The sequence below is a fragment of the Rubrivivax rivuli genome (genome assembly GCF_004016505.1).
Taxonomy (GTDB): Bacteria; Pseudomonadota; Gammaproteobacteria; order Burkholderiales; family Burkholderiaceae_C; genus Rubrivivax; species Rubrivivax rivuli.
Window position 1 is genome coordinate 724,834 of sequence record NZ_SACR01000003.1, and the last position, 18,462, is coordinate 743,295.

The following is an 18,462-nucleotide window of genomic DNA, read 5'->3' on the forward strand; positions in this document are numbered from 1 at the left end:
CTCCGTGTTCAGGGCCGCTGCGAGCGCGGGCCCCAGTGGCCGGCAGGCCATTGCGGCACCTCCGGCCGCGCCAGGCCCGTGCGCCCGCGCGCGGGTTCGGCCAGGCCCAGCGCATCGATCTCGCGCTCCAGTTCCGGCGGCGCCAGCGGCGGGCCGGGCAGGCGCGCGCGCACCCTCTCGTAGACCATCAGAAGCCGCGCGGCGCTGCTGAGTTCGCGTACGGCGAGCAACTCGCCGATCCAGTCGAGACGTGCATCCTGGTCCCAGCGCGGGCCAAGTGCGGTGCACAGGTCGGTGAACAGCGCGATGCCGTGCTGGTCGGTGATGCCCAGCCGTTGCGCGCGCTGCACGCAGTGGCGCACGAAGCGCAGGCCCTTGGCCGTGGCCAGCAGCGCTTCATGCTCGGGGAACACGCCAGCCACATGCGCGGCCAGGCGGCGCAGGTACTCCTCGAACACCGGCTCGCGCAGCGCATGCAGCTGGGCGCGGCGGATCTTCAGGTGCGCTTGCGGCATCGGGCGCTGGGCTTCAGGGCGTGCGCGGCGAGACCGTCAGGCCCACGACCACCGGCCCGGACGCCACCTCGTCGGAAAACGCATACAGGTACCACGTCTGCTGCACGCCGGTGAAGCCGCGCAGTTCGCGCAGGTCGATCGCGAAGCTGCCGGTTCCCACGGGACGCGTGCCGTTGTGGTCGATGGGATCGTGCACCGGCAGCACCAGCCGCCACACCGAAGGGCCGCCGCCCACGTCGCCCACCGCCACCAGCGTGACCGGCACCACCGCCTGCGGCAGCGCCGGCGGCGCCCCCGTCCCGGCGGCGCGGGCGGCGGCTGCGAACTGGGCGTGGATCTCCTCGGTGCCCGGCCGCGGCGGGCCGGGCGGCAGCAGGTGGCGCCGCAGCAGTGGCAGCCGGAAGGCGCCGCGCAGCACGCAGGGCGCACCGGCATCGAGCACGCACACCCGCGGGGCCGTCAGCTGCAGGCCGGTCTTGGACGGCACGGCCGGCGTCTGCGCGCCGCGCTGCTGCGGCAGCGGCCCGCCGGGCGCGGGCACCAGCGCCGGCACGCGCGTGCGGTTGGCGGCTTCCTGCTGGTAGCGTTCCACCGCCGGGTCGGGCGGGCGCGCGCTGGTGAGCTCGATCAGGCGCGGCGGTGTCAGCTCGTCGAGCAGGATCATCCGCGCCAGGTAGCGGCCCGGCTCCCAGGGCAGGTTCAGGCGTTCGCGCAGGTCGATCGTGTAGGCGTCGTTGCCCACCGCGTCCTGCACCGGCGCCGAGCGGTCGATCGGCGGCAGCGGCGCGGTCTCGTCCTCGATCGGCGGCACTGCCGCGGCGGCCACCGTGATGTTGTTGTCCAGGTCGGTGGCCAGCACGACGGCGAAGCGCTCGTAGGGGCGGTCGCGGAACGAGCGGCTGTCGCCCACGTGGAGCGCCTGCGTCGGCAGCGACTCTCGGGTCTCGAGCGGCACCCGCGTCGGCGCATCGAACAGCAGCACGTTGCGGCGTGCCGCCTCCAGCGGCGCGGCCACCTGCCGCCGCGTGCGCTCGGGGTCGGACCAGAAGTCGGCGTCGTCGAGCTGCAGCGGGCCGGTCTGGGTCATCGTGGCGCCTCCATGCGGCCTGGTCGGGGCACCGGGGCCGATGCATGCGGCCAGCGCGGCTGCCAGGCAAGCGGCCAGCGCGGCAGCGCGGGCGGTTTGGTGCACGTGGGGGCTCCCGTGGTCAAGTGAGTTCCTTTCCGCGCAGGATGTCCTGGCACTGCGGGCAAAAGCTCATGCGGCGCCGGCTGCTGTCGTCGCGGCCGCCCGAGCCGTACAGGAAGCACTTGCAGGCCTGGCTCGTGGTCCAGTTGAACGGGTCGGTGCCCTTCTGCGCGTCGCTCAGGCCGTAGGCGCAGTGGCCGCCGTTGTGCCCGTGGCCCGTGTAGTAGTGGCCGAGCGTGCCGTTGTGGGGGTAGACGGCATCGGCCTCGTCGATCTTCTTGGCCGCCGGGATGCCCGGAACGCCATGCGCCGGCGCCGCCAGGCCCAGGCGGTGCGCCCCTTCGTGCATGACGGTCTCGCTCACGCACTCGGGCGCTGCCGGGCCCTCGGTGCCCAGCTTGATCACGACCCAGGGGTTGTTGGCGTTGCCATTGATCTTCACCTGGTGCTCGAACTTGAAGTACACGTCGATGGGGCACTGCGTGTCGCTCAGCGCCCCGGCCAGGCTGCCCGGGTCGTCGGGGTTGACGGCGGGCAGGTCGACCGCGATGCGCTGCGCGTGGCTGCGGCCCATGTTCACGGTGGCGGCCCAGTCCAGCGGCCCGGTGCGGCAGGCGCCGGCGGCCGTCAGTCCGAGGTGCTTGTACAACTGCGGCGCGGCGGTGCCCATCTGGTTCTGGATGTGCGCCCGCACGGCGTCGAAGCGTGCGTTGCGGTTGGCGTTGCCGCCGAAGCCGGTGATGCGGAACCGGAGCTCGAAGCCGTGCGGCCGGACCTTCGCGTCGGTCCACAGGCTGGCCAGCCAGGCGTTGATGGCGGACTTGGCGGCGCCATCCAGCGTGGTGGGCGTGTTGCCGATCAGCGGGTTCTTGAACACCACCGTGCAGGGCGCCGGGTTCTGCGTGAGCTCCTCGATGCGCAGGCGGCGGTCCTTGCTGGTGCCGTCGATCGTGGGGTCGTCCACGTCGGTTTCGAAGTCGTAATCGGCCGGGCCCTGGTAGTCGGTCGGCCGCGCGATGTTGGCCGTCCACTTGAGCGCGATGATGGTGTCGGCCGCAGCCCGCGTGCGGTTGGCCGAGACCGGGTGCCACACACAGCTGCTGGAGACGGTGGTGGCCAGGTCGAGGTCGGCTTCGGCCGTGGTGGTGGTGATCGTGCGCTCGCGGTCAGGGTGCCCCTTGCTGGCGCCGTCGCTGACGAAGATGTCATCGCACAGCAGCACGGTCATGCAGCGCGACCCCTTGCCGTTGTCGAAGGCCTTCGGCGGCGTCTGCATCGTCAGCCGCGTCAGCAGGTAGCGCTTGTCCGGCCCGCTGGTCTGGCCGAAGAACTCGCGGGGCAGCACCGAGCCCTTGCCCGCGGTGGTGGCCTCGAGCTCGGTGAACGAGAAGCTCTTGTGGATCTCGTACTCGGTGAAGGTGGTCAGGCCCGAGTCGGTGATGACGGTGCGCCCGGCGGCCGGGAAGTCGCGCATGCTGACGCCGCCCACGACGCGCGTGTTCATGACCATGAAGTCGGGCGCCATCAGTTCGTACCAGCGCTTGCGCCAGTTGGTGAAGGTCAGCGTCGGGCCGTTGCAGGCCGGCGTGCTGCCGAGCGACACCGTGCAGGTGTCACCCCCGGCCAGACCGAGCGCGAGCTTGAACTTGCCCACGCCCCCGGCGAGCGCCAGGTCCACCTTGCCGGTGTATTCCCACTGCGCGTCGGTGGCAGCCTCCTTCACGGCAGCACGGCTGAGCAGGTTGAGCCCGTCGGCCAGTTCGGTCTTGGGGGTGTTGCGCAGGCTCTTCTTGCCGCCGGGGCCGCTGAAGACGACCTTCACGTACACGTAGATGCCCGCCTGCCCCAGCGGCTTGGTGATGGTGTTGCCCGAGGTGGGGTCGCGGTCGCCGTCCACGCCGACGGTCACCTCCACCGTGTCGCCCAGGCCGTCGGTGCCCTTGAGCGCCGGGTCGGCGTCCATGTTGACCCACTGGATGATCTGGCCGTCGCCCGGCCGCTTGGGCTTCACGAACTCGGGCGTGAAGTTGACGCGGCCGGTGGACTTCAGCTCGCGCAGCTTGCCGTTCTGCGCAGCCGGCACACCGATGAACTCGTACGGGTCCAGCGCTTCCAGCGTGAAGGGCTTGCCGGCCTCGAGCTTGAACTCCAGCGTTGCCGGGTCATCGCCCTCGGTCACGAGGTTGCTGCCGGTCTGCGCGCCGCCCTGCATCACCTTGAACTTGAAGTTCTTCAGCGGCTTGGTGTCGTCCTCGTTGCGCGTGGTGAGCTTGGCCTTGCGCGGCCAGACGTGGATCTCGTCGTCGAGCTTGTACTCCTCGCCGTCGGCAATGGCCTTGTAGGTGACGACATAGTGCGTCTTGTCGTCGGGCACCAGCGGCGGCACGTACTTGGCGGTGGCCGCCTTGCCCGCGCGGGCGCGCGGGTCGGCCACCACGGCGCCGTCGATACGATGCTTCTCGGCGCCGTCGTGGTAGACGACGAAGGTCACCGACGAGCCGGCGGGCTTGCCCTGCTTGAGCAGACAGATGAGGCCGATTTCCGATTCCGTTTCGGCGGCGACCTTCTTGCACTCGTAAGTGTGACGCGGCATGCAGACTCCGGCGACGTGGGTGCGAGCTGCGGCGGCGCAGCGTGCGGGCGTCATCCGGACGACGCAACCACCGCTTGATCTTAGCCCGCTGGCGGTTGCCAGGGTAGTGCCCGGCAGGCCCCTGCGCCGGCAGGCAGGGCTGCACAGCAGACGCCCGCCCCTTCGTGCCCCCGCTCGATCGGCAGCATGCAGGGCTAGGCCAGCCCCCTCTGCCGCGCTGCAGGGCATTCAGCACTGGGGCCTGGGTCGCGCGATGCTGCCGGGCCGCGCGCGCAACGGCCCAGGCCGCACCTGGATCCAGGGCCGGGTTCGGGACTGCCGCGCGATCGATGGCGGCAGCGCCGTCATGGACCGGCCCGTGTGGAGCAGGTTCAGGCGCAGGTGGCGGCTGAGGAACCGCAACCGATGCAGCAGCCTGCACGCGCGCTCGGCCTTGCGCATGGCGTTCACCGGTTCGGCCAGGATGGCGAAGACGACGCTCTTGCCGGTGCCGGGCTGCCCCTGGAAGTGCATGCACTGGCGCCTCTCGACGAAGCCCAGGCCCGCCTGCGCCAGCACCCGGTTGCGAACGGGGCGGGGCTGAGAGCTGAAGTCGTAGAGCGAGACGGCCGACAACGTGAAGCCGGCTCACCCTGAAGCCGACAGTGCCCTGCACCGAGGGGTGCAGGGACTTCGAGCGCACGAGACTAGCGTTCGGCTGCCGCCCAGCGCTGCTGGCCATCCACCGCCGCACGGCCCTCGGCCTGCAGCTTCAGCAGGTGCGCCAGCAACGAACGCTGCGCCACGCCGTGCAAGGCCACCGGCACGTCGTCGTAGACCGTGCCCACCAGTTCAGCCAGCGTGCCAGGGCCGGCCTGCTGCAGGCCCTGCGCCACCTTGGCCTCGCGCTTCAGGCGGTGGGCGATCAGGGCGCGCAGCACCGCGTGCGGTTCGGCCACCAGGTAGCCGTGGCCCGGGGCCAGCCAGTCCAGCGGCGCTTGCAGCAGTTCGTGCAGCGAGGCGAGGTAGACCGCCATGTCGCCATCGGGCGGGTTGATGACCACCGTGCTGCCCTGCATGACGTGGTCGCCGGTGAATAGCAGGCGTTCTTCTTCCAGCAGGTAGCACAGGTGGTTGCTGGCATGGCCCGGCGTGTGCCACACGCGCAGCGTGGCGCCCTCGCCGCAAGCGATGCGTTCGCCGTGCTGCGGCACGTGGTCGGGGCGGAAGGTCTCGTCCTGCCAGGCCGGGTGGTCGGCCACGCGGCCCCACACCGGCGCGCCCGTGGCGGCGGCCAGCGCGGCGGCACCGGGCGAATGGTCGCGGTGGGTGTGCGTGACGAGGATGCGTTCCAGCCGCCCGCCGCGCTCGGCCAGCGCCGCCAGCAGGGCCTGCAGGTGCGGTGCGCTCTCGGGGCCGGGGTCGATGGCCGTCCAGCCGCTGCCCGCTGCGCCGCCGCCCACCAGGTAGGTGTTGGTGCCCGGCCCCGTCATCGGGCCCGGGTTGGGCGCGGTGATGCGCAGCACGCGCGGCGACAGCGCCACCACGCGGCCGGCCACCAGCGTGGCGTGGGCCTCGCCGTGGCCCTGCGGGTCTAGCCGGCCGATCTCGGCATAAGGCAACTCGTGCGGCAGCACCACGCCCGGGCCGCGGGCCGTGAGCGCGCGGCGCGGCTCCACCAGCGGCACGGCGCCGCGCGCGGCGCGCTCGGCCATGGCGGCCAACGCAGCATCGACATCGCGGTAGCCGCCCAGTTCCTTCAGCAACTCGCGCGTCACCGGCAGCAGCTTCAGCCCCAGCGCCTGGTCCAGCGCCTGCGCCGGGCGCAGCCACATCAGCGCCACGGCCTCGCCGTGGTCCACCTCGGCCTGCTGGCCGGCCGGGGCGCGCACGGCGAAGAAACGCGTGTCGAAGCGCTTGGGCGCGCCGCGCGGCGTGAGCCAGTGCGCGGCGTAGACCAGGCCTCGCAGATCGGGCTGCACACCGGTGGCCTGGCAGAAATCGAAGAAGCTGGCTTCACCCGACTGCAGGCGGTCGCGCCAGGGGTGCAGCGCAGCGAGGTCGGGCGCGCCCGTGGCCAGCAGCAGGCCGGCTTCCTCGAAGGTCTCGCGCACCGCGGCGATGAAGTAATCGAGCCCGCCGGCCGCGACGCCCAGCTGTGCGCTGGCTTCGGCGTCGCCGGGCCCCAGGCACAGCGCATGCGCGGCGTGGTCGCGTGCATCGAGCTGGCCGCCGGGGAAGACGGCGGCGCCGCTGCGCTGGTCGCCGTCGCGCTCGGCGCGGCGCAGCATCAGCACTTCCACGCCTTCGGCGGCATCGCGCAGCAGCAGCAGCGAGGCCGAGGGTCGCGTGCCGGGCGGCGGTTCGTAGGACGGGGCGTTCATCGCAATGCTCCAGCCGCGCGCAGCGCGGCGATCTCGGTCTCGGAAAAGCCGGCCTCTTGCAGCAGCGTTTCGCCATCGGCGCCGATGGCCGGCGGCGGGCGCAGCGGCCCGGCGGGCGTGCGGCTGAAGCGCGGGGCCGGCGCCGGCTGCACCAGGCCGCCGACCGTGGCGAAGGCACTGCGCGCCAGCGCATGCGGGTGCGTGGCGGCCTCTTCGAAGCTCAGCACGGGCGCAAAACACACGTCGCGGCCTTCCAGCCGTTCGCACCATGCGCTGCGGCTGTGCTGCTTCACGGCCGCGGCGATGGCTGCGCGCATAGCAGGCCACAGGCGGCGGTCGTGCTGACCGTGCACGAAAGCGTAGTCCAGGCCCAGCGCTTCGGCCAGTTGGGCGAAGAACTTGGGCTCCAGCGCCGCCAGGGCGATGTGCTGGCCGTCGGCGGTTTCGTAGGTGTCGTAGAACGGCGCGCCGCCGTCCAACAAGTTCTGGCCTCGCTCGGCCCGCCAGCCGCCAGCGCCCTGCAGGCCCCAGAAGAGGGACGCCAGCGAAGCCGCGCCGTCGACCATGGCCGCGTCCACCACCTGCCCCAGGCCCGAGCGCTGGCGCTCGAACAGCGCGGCCAGCACGCCGAAGGCCAGATACAGCGCGCCGCCGCCGTAATCGCCCACCAGGTTCAGCGGCGGCACGGGTTTGCCGCCAGCCGGGCCGATGGCGTGCAGCACGCCGGTGAGCGCGATGTAGTTCAGGTCGTGCCCGGCCGTCTGCGCCAGCGGGCCGGTCTGGCCGTAGCCCGTCATGCGGCCGTAGACCAGGCCCGGGTTCAGCGCGTGGCAGTCGGCCGGGCCGAGGCCGAGTTTCTCGGTGACGCCAGGGCGCAGGCCTTCCAGCAGCACGTCGGCGCGTTCGATGAGGCGCAGCGCAGCGGCGCGGCCGGCGGGCTGTTTCAGGTCGAGCGCGATGCTGCGCCGGCCGCGGGCGTTGATGTCGCGCTCGGGCGGCAGGTCCAGGCCCAGGCCGCTGGCCTCGGGGCGGTCGATGCGCAGCACTTCGGCGCCCAGGTCGGCCAGCAGCATGCCGGCCAGCGGCACGGGGCCGATGGCGGCGAGTTCGATGACACGGAGGCCTTGCAGCGGCCCGGCAACTTGCATGGTGGGGGAGTGTGCCGCAGCGCGCCGCGGCCTACAGTTCGAACGCCCTGCCCCAACCCAGGCCCCCAGGAGACGCGCATGCCCCCACCCCCCGCCGGCCGCCGCCATGTGGAAGACGCCCGCCCGCTGCCCGTGTTCGCGGGTGCGCTGCGCGACGAACTGCAGGAACACGCGCTGCAGCGCGCCGACTTCTTCTTCTACTTCGTGGTCACGATGAAGATCGTGGTGGCCGAGATCAACCGCCAGCGCGCACGGCAGCAGCAACCCTCGCTGCCCGACGCCCACTTCGTGCTGGCCAAGGCCACCGACCAGATCGGCAGCGGCCTGCGCAACGACGACGAGCCGGCCTACACCGCCTTCGACCCCAAGGACGAGAAGGTGGTGGACAAGCCCACGACGATGTTCACGCGCGCCGACGCCGCGCATTTCTGCAACCTGGGCCTGGCGCTGAACTTCGCCGAGGCCTGCCGCGCCACGGTCTTCACGCGCGACGGCTACGAGCGCCTGAAGGTGCATGCCGGCGCGACCAAGCTGCTGCCGCAGCAGGTGAACATCGGCCCCGACCGCAAGCTCGACGTGCTGCACGCCGAACTCGCGCCGCGCATGCTGAACGACGGCGGGCTGATCTTCACGCGCGACCGCGTGGCCAGCTACCGCAGCGCGGCGGTCGAAACGCTGGAAAGCTACCGGAAGGCCAAGGCCGCCAAGGGACTCAAGGGCCTGGCCGCCTGCGCGCAGTGTTACCTCGACATGTACGCGAGCAAGGACTTCGAGGGCCGCGTCTACCGCCGCGTCTACCCCGAGATTCTCGGCCTGTGCGAGAGCTCACCCGTGTTCCGCGGGCAATCACACCTGTTCTACCGCTAGGCCTCTCGCTGCCGGGCCGCCTGCAGCGGCTGCTGCACCGGCGCCGCCGCCCAGTACGGGCTGGCCTGCACGACGTCGCCCACCACCACGATGGCCGGGCTGGCCAGGCCTTCGCGCTGCACCGTGGCCACCAGTTCGCCCAAGGTGCACAGCGCCTGCCGCTGGCGCGGCGTGTGCGCGCTGCAGACCACGGCTGCGGGCGTGTGTTCCGGCAGGCCGCCGGCCTGCAGGCCCTGCACGATGCGGCCCAGGCGCGCCACGCCCATGTAGACCACCAGCGTGAGGCCGCAGCGCGCCAGCGCGGGCCAGTCGGGTTCCAGGTCATCGCCCTCGCCGGTGTGGCCCGTCACCAGCACCACGCCGCGCGTGTGGCGGCGGTCGGTCACGGGCAGGTCCAGGGCTGCCGGGCCCGCCAGCCCGGCGGTGAGACCGCTGACCACCACCACCGGAACGCCGGCGGCACGCAGGGCGTCGGCCTCTTCACCGCCGCGGCCGAAGACGAAGGGGTCGCCGCCCTTCAGGCGCACCACACGTTCGCCGCGCTGGGCCTCGGCCACCATCAACCGCTCGATGAAGGCCTGCGGCGTGCTCGCGCAGCCGCCGCGTTTGCCAACGTGCACCACGCGCGCGCTGCGGCGCAGGAACTTGAGCACGCCGGGGTGCACGAGGTCGTCCACCAGCGCCACGGTGGCCTGGCGCAAGGCCTTGATGGCCTTGAGCGTGAGCAGTTCGGGGTCGCCAGGGCCGGCGCCGACGAGGTGCACGGGGTGCGGGGTGGCGGTGTTCATGCCAAGGTCTCCTGCGGCGCGCTGGCCGCCTGCGGTGGGGCGCAGGGCGTGCGCTGCAGCAGGCCCTTCACGGCCGGCAGGCAGCTGCCGCAGCGCGTGCCGCAGTGCAGCGCCTGCTGAACCGCCTGCAGGCGCTGGGCCGGCGTGCCGTCGGCCTGCGCCGCGGCTTGCACGATGCGTGCTTCGCTGACGTCGAAACAGGCGCACACCTGCGGGCTGCGCGGCGCGCGCTGGGCCAGCATGTCCGGCGGCACCGCGCGCGCGGCCAGCAAGGCGCGGCCGTAGGCGGCAGCGGGTTCGCGGCCCAGCAGCAGCGGCAGCACCCAGGCGTCGGCCGCGGTGTCGCCGGCCAGCAGGTAGGCGCGCAGCGTGCCGTCGGGCCGCAGCGCGAGGCGGCGGGTCTGGCCGAGGCGCGGGTCGGCGTACTGCAGCAAGGGGCCTTGGGCCGGGTCCAGGCCGAGCGCAGCGGCCACGGCTTGCAGCAGTGCGGGTTCTGCCGTGGCTGGCAAAGCAGCGCGCCAGCGCAGGCCGGCTTCGGCCGGCGCCGTGGCCAGCGCCTCGGCCTCGGCGGGATCGAACTCGCGCCCGAAGGGCACGCAGTGCGCGTAGCCGCCCGCGGCCTCGATGGCGGCAAAGACCGCACGCAGGGCCTCGCGGCGCGCCCAGGCCTGCTCGGCCGGCCACCAGGCACCGCCGGCCATCTGCCACGGCAAGGCCGCGGGCTCCAGGCGCACGGCGGCGTGTTTCAGTTCGGGCTGGTGGGAGGTGGGGCAGACGCTGTCGCTGGTGAGCGTGTTGACCCCGCCGCCGCTGAGCCACTCACCGCCCCAGTGCATGGCGATGAAGGCCTGTGCGGGCGCCACCGCTTCGCTGGGCGCCACGGGCAGCACCAGGGCGCCGCGGCGCGAGGCCACGCGCACCAGTTTGCCCGGCAGCCAGCGGCGGCGCGCAAGTTCCTGCGGGTGCAGTTCCAGCACCGGCTCGGGGCTGTGCGCAAACAGCCGGCCCAGCGTGCCGGTGCGGCTGGCGCCATGCCACTGGTCGCGCAGGCGGCCGGTGTTCAGGGCGACGGGGTAGCGTGCGTCGCGCGGCTCGGCCACGTTGCGCCAGGCCGGCGCGACAAAACGCGCACGGCCGTCGGGCGTGGGGAAGACGCCATCCGCGTACAGCCGTGCGGCGCCCGTGGTCTCGCCTTCGCGCAGCGGCCATTGCTGCGGGGCGGCTTCCAACTGCGCGTAGCTCAGGCCGGTGATGTCGAGATCACGGCCGCGCGTGCTCTCGCGGTGCTCGTTCCACACGTCTTCGGCGCTGCGGTAAGGGAAGAGCGTTTCGCCCTGCCAGCCCGGCCAGCGCGCCGGCGGGCGCAGCTTCTCCAGGCGCTGGGCCACATCCGCCGCGATGGCCCAATCGGCGCGCGCCTGCCCCGGCGCCGGCACCGCGGCCCGCACGCGGCTGATGCGGCGTTCGCTGTTGGTGACGGTGCCTTCTTTCTCGCCCCAGGTGCTGGCCGGCAGCAGCAGGTCGGCATAACCCGCCGTGGCAGTGGTGGTGTAGGCCTCTTGCAGCACCACGAACTCGGCGCGCTGCAGCGCGCGGCGCACCACGGCCTGGTTGGGCAGGCTCTGCGCGGGGTTGGTGCAGGCGATCCACAGCGCGCGGATCTCGCCCTCGGCCGCGGCCTCGAACATCTGCACAGCACTCTTGCCGCGCACCGCCGGCACGACTTGCACGCCCCAGAAGGCGGCCACCTCTTCGCGGTGCGCGGGGTTGGCCAGGTCGCGGTGCGCGCTGAGCAGGTTGGCAAGGCCGCCCACCTCGCGCCCGCCCATGGCGTTGGGCTGGCCGGTCAAGGAGAACGGGCCCGCGCCCGGGCGGCCGATCTGCCCCGTGGCCAGGTGCAGGTTGATGAGGGCGCTGTTCTTGTCGGTGCCGCTGCTGCTCTGGTTCAGGCCCTGGCACCACAGGCTGAGCGTGGGCGCGCGGGGGCCATCGGCTTGCACACCGGCGATCCAGCGCGCAGCCTGCACGATGTCTTCGGCCTTCAGCCCGCAGGTCTTGGCGGCCACCGCCGGGCTGAACTCGCGCACGCGGTCGCGCAGCGCCTCGAAGCCGGTGGTGTGGGCGGCGATGAAGGCGGGGTCCGTGAGGCCCTCCCACAGCATCACGTGCAGCAGCGCGTGGTAGAGCACCACGTCGGTGCCGGGCAGCAGCTGCAGGTGCAGGTCGGCCAGCGCGGCGGTTTCGGTGCGGCGCGGGTCGGCGACGATCCAGCGCTGCGCCGGGTTCGCGCGGCGCGCGTCTTCCAGGCGGCGGAAGAGCACCGGGTGCGCCCAGGCCATGTTGCTGCCGGTGATGAAGACGGTGGCGGCATGGTCCAGGTCTTCGTAGCAGTTGGGCGGCGCGTCGGCGCCCAGGCTCTGCTTGTAGCCGGCCACCGCGCTGCTCATGCACAGGCGCGAGTTGGTGTCGACGTTGTTGGTGCCCAGCAGGCCCTTGGCCAGCTTGTTGAAGACGTAGTAATCCTCGGTGAGCAACTGGCCCGAGAGGTACAAGCCCAGCGCGTCGGGCCCGCTTTCTTCGGCGATCTGCGCGAAGCGCTGCGCCACCTCGTCCAGCGCCACATCCCAGGCCACGGGCAAGAGGGGCTGGTCGCGCGCGGCGCGGCGCATCGGCTGCAATGCGCGCAGCTGCGGCTGCAGGTGGGCCGCCGCCGTGAGGTGCAGCGTCTGCCCCTTGGTGCACAGGCGCCCGAAGTTCGCCGGGTGATCGGGGTCGCCGCGCACGCCGGTGATCTGCGCGCCGCGGCTTTCGATCACCACGCCGCAGCCCACGCCGCAGTAGGGGCAGGTGCTGCGGGTGGCCTGCACGGGCGGCATGGGCTCAGCCGTGGGAGGCTTCGGCGGTGCTGTCCAGCGCCAGCTCGCGCAGCTCTTGCGCGTTCAGCAGCACCTGCCGGCCCTGCAGCTGCACCGCGAAGCTGGGCGTGCAGCCGCTGTCGGGCGCGCGGGCACAGCCGTCGGCCAGGCCGATCACCTGGTTGTGCAGCGGGCAGGCCACGCCGTCGGCGGTGACGATGCCTTGCGAAAGCGGCCCGCCCTTGTGCGGGCAGCGGTCGAGCAGCGCGAACACGCGGTCGTCGGCGGTGCGAAAGACCGCCACCGCGCCGCCCGCCGGCCGCGCCACGCGACGCGCGCCCAGGCGCGGGATGTCGTCGACGCTGCAGATGGGCACCCAGGTGCTGGCGGCGTTCATGCGGTCTCCTTCGCACCACCCAGCGCGGCGAGTTCGATCTGCACCTCGGGCTTGATGGGCTCGAACTGCCGCAGGTCGACCTGCGCCTTCTCGAACTCGAACCAGGGGTCGGGCTCGCCGTCCAGGCTGAACTGCAGGCGCTCCCACAAGGCCTTGCGGTTGGCGGCGTCGTCCAGCACCTTCGCCTTCACGTGCGCCATGCCCACGCGCGCCACGTAGTGAACGGTGCGCTCCAGGTACCAGCCCTCTTCGCGGTAGAGCTGCAGGAAGGCGCCGCTGTACTCCAGCACTTCCTCGGGCGTCTTCACCTTGATGAAGAACTGCCCCACCTCGGTCTTGATGCCCGCGTTGCCGGCGATGTGCAACTCCCAGCCCGAATCGACGCCGATCACGCCCACGTCCTTGATGCCGCTCTCCGCACAGTTGCGCGGGCAGCCGCTGACGGCCAGCTTCACCTTGTGCGGGGCGTACATGCGCCACAGCGCGCGCTCCAGGTCTTGCCCCATCTTCGTGCTGTCTTGCGTGCCGAAGCGGCACCACTCGCTGCCCACGCAGGTTTTCACCGTGCGCAGGGCCTTGGCGTAGGCGTGGCCGCTGGGCATGCCGATGGCCTGCCACACCGCGGGCAGGTCTTCCTTCTTCACGCCCAGCAGGTCGATGCGCTGGCCGCCCGTCACCTTGACGGCCGGGATCTTGAACTTGTCCACCGCGTTGGCAATGCGGCGCAGCTCGTCGGCGCTCGTCATGCCGCCCCACATGCGCGGGATCACGCTGTAGGTGCCGTCTTTCTGGATGTTGGCGTGGCTGCGTTCGTTGATGAAACGGCTTTGCGGGTCGTCCACGGACTCCTTGGGCCAGGTGCTCAGCAGGTAGTAGTTGACGGCCGGGCGGCAGCTGGCGCAGCCGTTGGGCGTGCGCCAGGCCAGCGCGCTGTAGACGCCGTCGATGGTGGTGAGGTGCTGGTCTTTGATCGCTTCTCGAACGGCCTGGTGGCCCAGGTCGGTGCAGCCGCACATCGCCTTGGTCTTGGGCGCGGCGCTGTAGTCGCCGCCGGCTGTGAACATCAGCAGCTGTTCCACCAGCCCAGTGCAGCTGCCGCAACTGGCACTCGCCTTGGTGTGCTTGCGCACCTCGTCCAGCGTGAACAGGCCCTTGTCCTTGATGGCCTTGCAGATGCTGCCCTTGGTGACGCCGTTGCAGCCGCAGACCTCGTCGGTGTCGGCCATGGCGGCGGCCTTGTTGTGGCCTTCGTGCCCGTGGTCGCCGAGGTTGTTCTCGCCGAACATCAGCTTCTCGCGGATGTCGGCCACGCTGCGGCCGTCGCGCAGCAGCCTGAAGTACCAGCTGCCGTCGGCGGTGTCGCCGTAGAGGCAGGCGCCCACGAGCTTGTCGTCGCGGATCACCAGCTTCTTGTAGACGCCGGCATAGGGGTCGCTGAGCACGATGTCTTCGCAGCCCTCGCCGCCCATGAAATCACCGGCCGAGAAGAGGTCGATGCCCGTGACCTTGAGCTTGGTGCTGGTCTGGCTGCCGGTGTAGCGGCCGATGCCGAACTGCGCCAGGTGCGTGGCGCAGACCTTGCCCTGCTCGAAGAGCGGCGCCACCAGGCCGTAGGCGATGCCGCGGTGCGCGGCGCATTCGCCCACGGCGTAGATGCGCGCGTCGGTGACGGTCTGCAGCGTGTCGCTGACGACGATGCCGCGGTGGCAGTGGATGTTCGCGCTCTCGGCCAGGGCGGTGTTCGGGCGGATGCCGGCGGCCATCACCACCAGGTCGGCCGGGATCTCGCGGCCGTCCTTGAAGCGCACGGCCATCACCCTTCCGTCCTTGTCGGGGATCAGCGCCTCGGTCTGCGCGCCCATCTCGAAGCGCAAGCCGCGCTCTTCCAGGCTCTTGCGCAGCAGCCCGCCGGCCACGTCGTCGAGCTGGCGCTCCATCAGCCAGGGCTGGATGTGCACCACCGTCACCTGCATGCCGCGCAGCATCAGGCCGTTGGCGGCCTCCAGGCCCAGCAGGCCGCCACCGATGACCACCGCATGCTTGTACTTCGTGGCCGCGTCGATCATGGCCTGCGTGTCGGCGATGTCGCGGTAGGCCAGCACGCCTGCCAAGTCCTTGCCCGGCACGGGCAGGATGAAGGGCAGGCTGCCGGTGGCCAGCAGCAGGCGGTCGTAAGGGGCCTCGGTGCCGTCGGCAGCGCGCACCACCCGCTTCACGCGGTCGATCTGCGTCACCGTCTTGCCGAGGTGCAACGTGATGCCGTGCTCGGCATACCAGCTCAGCGGGTTGAGCACGATCTCGTCCAGCGTCTGCTCGCCGGCGAGCACGGGGCTGAGCAGGATGCGGTTGTAGTTGGGGTGGGGCTCGGCGCCGAAGACGGTGATCTCGTACAGATCAGGCGCGATCTTCAACAGCTCTTCCAGCGTGCGCACGCCGGCCATGCCATTGCCCACCATCACGAGCTTCATCTTTTTCATGGTGTGTACTCCTCAGCAGGGCTCGTGACGGGGGCTCAGGCGGCGGTTTTCTCCACGTGCCCCTGGCGCGTGTAGAGGAAGTCCAGCACCTCGCGGCGGGCGTGCACGTACTCGCGGTCTTCGGCCAGTTCGATGCGGTCGCGCGGGCGCGGCAGCGTCACGGGCAGGATCTGCCCGATGGTGGCCGCCGGGCCGTTGGTCATCATCACGATGCGGTCGCTCAGCAGCACGGCCTCGTCGACATCGTGCGTGACCATCACCACCGTGCTCTTCGTGCGTGCCACGATCTTCAGCAGTTCGTCTTGCAGGCGCGCACGGGTCAGCGCGTCCAGCGCGCCGAACGGCTCGTCCATCAGCAGCACTTTGGGCTCCATGGCCAGCGCGCGCGCGATGCCCACGCGCTGCTTCATGCCGCCGCTGATTTCGTGCGGGCGCTTGCTGAGGGCATGCCCCATGCCCACCAGTTCCAGCGCGGCCTGGGTGCGCACCTTCATCTGCGTCTTGGTCTCGGCCGCGCCGAAGACCCGTTCCACCGCGAGGTAGACGTTCTCGAAACAGCTCAGCCAAGGCAGCAGCGAATGGTTCTGGAACACCACGCCGCGCTCGGGCCCGGGCGCGGTGATCTCGCGGTTGTCGCACAGCAGCACGCCGGCGGTGGGGCGTGTCAGGCCCGCCAGCAGGTTCAGCAGCGTGCTTTTGCCGCAGCCCGAGTGGCCGATGAGCGTGACGAACTCGCCCTGGTCCACGGTGAGGTGGATGTCGCGCAGCGCGTGGAAGCGGCCCTTGCGCGTTGTGAACACCATCTCGGCGCCCTGTACTTCGATGAAGTGGCTCATGGGTTTCGCTCCTTCAATCGTCGTAGCTGAAGCGGCGGGCCATCGCCATCAACAGCTGTTCCAGCGCCAGGCCCACGATGCCGATCACGAAGATCGCCACGATGATGTGCTTGACGTTGAGGTTGTTCCACTCGTCCCAGACCCAGAAACCGATGCCCACGCCGCCGGTCAGCATCTCGGCCGCCACGATGACGAGCCAGGCCGTGCCCACGCTGAGGCGCACGCCGGTCAGCATGTAGGGCAGCACCGCGGGGAAGAGGATCTTGGTGATGACCTTCCACTCGCTGAGGTTCAGCACGCGCGCCACGTTCAAATAGTCTTGCGGCACCCGCTGCACGCCCACCGCGGTGTTCACCACCATGGGCCAGATGCTGCAGATGAAGATGGTCCACACCGCGGCCGGGTTGGCGCTCTTGAAGACCAGCAGGCCGATGGGCAGCCAGGCCAGCGGCGACACGGGTTTCAGCAGGCTGATCAGCGGGCTGAACATGCGGCCCACGAACTCGAAGCGGCCGATGATGAAACCCAGCGGGATGCCCACCGCCGCCGCCAGCCCGAAGCCGATGCCCACGCGCTCCAGCGAGAACAGCACGTTCCAGCCGATGCCCTGGTCGTTGGGGCCGTTGTCGTAGAAGGGGTCGGAGAAGAGCTTCACCGCCGCCTCGAAGGTGACGGCCGGCGTGGGCAGGCTCGCGTTGGGCCCCGAGGTGGCCAGGGTCCAGATGCCCACCAGCAGCACCAGGCCCAGCACCGGCGGCAGCACGGCCAGCCACAGGCTGCGCCAGTCGGGCCGCCAGCGGGGCTGGGTGGGCGTGGGTGCCACGGAGGGCGCCACCGCGGTCACGGCAGCGGGCCCTGCGGCAGCGGGGGCGGCAACAGGCGGCGGCTCGGTGCCGGCCAGCCCGCCGGTATGGAAAACGGCTGCGACCATGGGCGTGTTCTCCTGCACGGGGCGCTCAGGCCGTGGCCAGGGCGTTGATCTTGAAGCCGTCGGCGTACTTCGCGGGGTTGCTGCCGTCCCACACCACGCCGTCCATCATCTTGCTGCTGCGCAGATCGCTCTTGGGCACGCTCACCTTCAGCTGTGCGGCGGCCTGCTTGTAGAGCGCCGTCTGGTTCACCTGTTTGGCGATGGCCAGGTAGTCGGGGTGGCTCTTCAGCAGGCCCCAGCGCTTGTGCTGCGTCAGGAACCACATGCCGTCGCTCAGGTAGGGGTAGTTCACCACCCCGTCGTTGAAGAACTTCATGTGGTTGGGGTCGTCCCAGGTCTTGCCCAGGCCGTTCTGGTAGCGGCCCAGGATGCGCTGGTTGATCGCGTCGACGCTGGTGTTGACGTAGCTCTTCTCGGCAATCGTCTCGGCCATCTTGTTTTTGTTCGACAGGCTGGCGTCGATCCAGCGGCCGGCTTCCAGCACGGCCATGATCACGGCGCGCGCGGTGTTGGGGTACTTCTTGACGAAGTCGGCCGTGGTGCCCAGCGCCTTCTCGGGGTGGTCTTTCCAGATGTCCTGCGTGGTAGCCGCCGTGATGCCGATGCCGTCGATGATGGCGCGGTGGTTCCAGGGCTCGCCCACGCAGAAGCCGTCCATGTTGCCCACGCGCATGTTGGCCACCATCTGCGGCGGCGGCACGGTGATGACCTTGGTGTCCTTCATCGGGTTCACGCCCGCGCTGGCCAGCCAGTAGTACAGCCACATCGCGTGCGTGCCGGTGGGGAAGGTCTGCGCGAAGGTGTAGTCGCGCTTGTCGGCAGCCATCGTCTTGGCCAGGCTGGCCACGTCCACCGCGCCCTTGTCGGCCAGCTTCTTCGACAGCGTGATGGCCTGCCCGTTGTGGTTCAGGTTCATCAGGATGGCCATGTCCTTCTTCGGCCCGCCCACGCCCATGTGCACGCCGTAGATCAGGCCCCACAGCACGTGCGCCATGTCGAGCTCGCCGTTGACCAGCTTGTCGCGCACGCCGGCCCAGCTGGCCTCTTTGGTGGGGATGATCTTGATGCCGTACTTCTCGTCGAACTTCAGCACCGAGGCCATCACCACGCTGGCGCAGTCGGTCAGCGGGATGAAGCCGATCTTGACTTCCTTCTTCTCAGGCGCGTCGCTGCCCTGGGCCCAGGCCCCACCGGGCAAAGCCGCCCCGGCGGCCATGGCCGCCGAACCCTTGATGAACTGCCGACGTACATCACTCATCAGACCCTCGCGTTGCGACATGTGCTGCTCCTGGAAGCCAAAAGACCAATGAAAAAAGGCGTCGCGACTGCAGCGGCTCAGGTCTGAACCTGAACCCTGCGAGTCGGACGCCTTTGCCCGAAACCTTCAGCCCCGCCACACGCCGTTGTGCGCCGGGTCTGCAGCAACCGTTAGCACGCACCGTGCCAATGGCTTCACAGGCGGCGCTTCATAGGTGGGGCGATTGGCGGCATCTGCGCCAGCCG

14 protein-coding genes are annotated in these 18,462 nt (G+C 70.9%); 1 reads left to right on the forward strand and 13 read right to left on the reverse strand.

Translation table 11 applies throughout. The features are described from left to right. Positions 1-8 precede the first annotated feature (8 nt). The 6 genes from EOE66_RS11830 to EOE66_RS11855 form a co-directional block, all read right to left on the reverse strand. Positions 9-515, reverse strand: a complete 507-nt coding sequence (locus EOE66_RS11830) for a hypothetical protein (protein WP_128228863.1) — start codon at positions 513-515, stop codon at positions 9-11. 13 nt (positions 516-528) lie between these two features. Further along, the gene (locus EOE66_RS11835) at positions 529-1,602 is read right to left on the reverse strand and encodes a hypothetical protein (protein ID WP_128228864.1); all 1,074 of its coding nucleotides are present in this window, start codon (positions 1,600-1,602) and stop codon (positions 529-531) included. A 121-nt stretch (positions 1,603-1,723) separates the two neighbouring features. Next, positions 1,724-4,297: a hypothetical protein gene (locus tag EOE66_RS11840; protein WP_128228865.1), complete on the reverse strand. Its 2,574-nt coding sequence runs from the start codon at positions 4,295-4,297 to the stop codon at positions 1,724-1,726. Positions 4,298-4,525: 228 nt separating this feature from the next. Then, positions 4,526-4,912 carry an ATP-binding protein gene (locus EOE66_RS11845; RefSeq protein ID WP_128228866.1) on the reverse strand — a complete coding sequence of 129 codons (387 nt, stop codon included), beginning with the start codon at positions 4,910-4,912 and terminating at the stop codon, positions 4,526-4,528. 71 nt (positions 4,913-4,983) lie between these two features. Further along, the gene (locus EOE66_RS11850; RefSeq protein ID WP_128228867.1) at positions 4,984-6,660 is read right to left on the reverse strand and encodes an MBL fold metallo-hydrolase; all 1,677 of its coding nucleotides are present in this window, start codon (positions 6,658-6,660) and stop codon (positions 4,984-4,986) included. Then, positions 6,657-7,808, reverse strand: coding sequence for a CaiB/BaiF CoA transferase family protein (locus EOE66_RS11855; protein WP_128228868.1), 1,152 nt, complete (start codon positions 7,806-7,808; stop codon positions 6,657-6,659). Before EOE66_RS11855 ends, EOE66_RS11850 begins: the two co-directional genes overlap by 4 nt. 78 nt (positions 7,809-7,886) lie before the next feature. Between EOE66_RS11855 and EOE66_RS11860 the strand changes: the two genes are divergently transcribed. Further along, entirely contained in the window at positions 7,887-8,675 is a 789-nt protein-coding gene (locus tag EOE66_RS11860) for a hypothetical protein (RefSeq protein WP_128228869.1), read from the forward strand. Here EOE66_RS11860 and cobA read toward each other — a convergent pair. Genes cobA through EOE66_RS11895 form a run of 7 tightly spaced genes read right to left on the reverse strand, consistent with a single transcriptional unit; the run spans position 8,672 to position 18,238 of the window. After that, positions 8,672-9,463, reverse strand: a complete 792-nt coding sequence (gene cobA, locus EOE66_RS11865; RefSeq protein WP_128228870.1) for a uroporphyrinogen-III C-methyltransferase — start codon at positions 9,461-9,463, stop codon at positions 8,672-8,674. The two genes, EOE66_RS11860 and cobA, sit on opposite strands and share 4 nt — an antisense overlap. Next, complete coding sequence (locus EOE66_RS11870) at positions 9,460-12,339, reverse strand: nitrate reductase (RefSeq protein ID WP_245479008.1); 2,880 nt, start codon at positions 12,337-12,339, stop codon at positions 9,460-9,462. The genes cobA and EOE66_RS11870 overlap by 4 nt, the downstream gene beginning before the upstream one ends. Before the next feature lie 4 nt (positions 12,340-12,343). Beyond that, positions 12,344-12,715, reverse strand: a complete 372-nt coding sequence (gene nirD / locus EOE66_RS11875) for a nitrite reductase small subunit NirD (protein WP_128228871.1) — start codon at positions 12,713-12,715, stop codon at positions 12,344-12,346. Then, positions 12,712-15,192, reverse strand: a complete 2,481-nt coding sequence (gene nirB / locus EOE66_RS11880) for a nitrite reductase large subunit NirB (RefSeq protein WP_128228872.1) — start codon at positions 15,190-15,192, stop codon at positions 12,712-12,714. Before nirB ends, nirD begins: the two co-directional genes overlap by 4 nt. Before the next feature lie 35 nt (positions 15,193-15,227). Further along, positions 15,228-16,028 carry an ABC transporter ATP-binding protein gene (locus EOE66_RS11885; protein WP_128228873.1) on the reverse strand — a complete coding sequence of 267 codons (801 nt, stop codon included), beginning with the start codon at positions 16,026-16,028 and terminating at the stop codon, positions 15,228-15,230. A 13-nt stretch (positions 16,029-16,041) separates the two neighbouring features. After that, positions 16,042-16,959, reverse strand: coding sequence for a nitrate ABC transporter permease (gene ntrB, locus EOE66_RS11890; protein ID WP_128228874.1), 918 nt, complete (start codon positions 16,957-16,959; stop codon positions 16,042-16,044). 25 nt (positions 16,960-16,984) lie between these two features. Next, positions 16,985-18,238 (reverse strand): CmpA/NrtA family ABC transporter substrate-binding protein, encoded by a 1,254-nt coding sequence (locus EOE66_RS11895; RefSeq protein ID WP_128228875.1) that lies wholly within the window; start codon positions 18,236-18,238, stop codon positions 16,985-16,987. Positions 18,239-18,462: the final 224 nt, after the last annotated feature.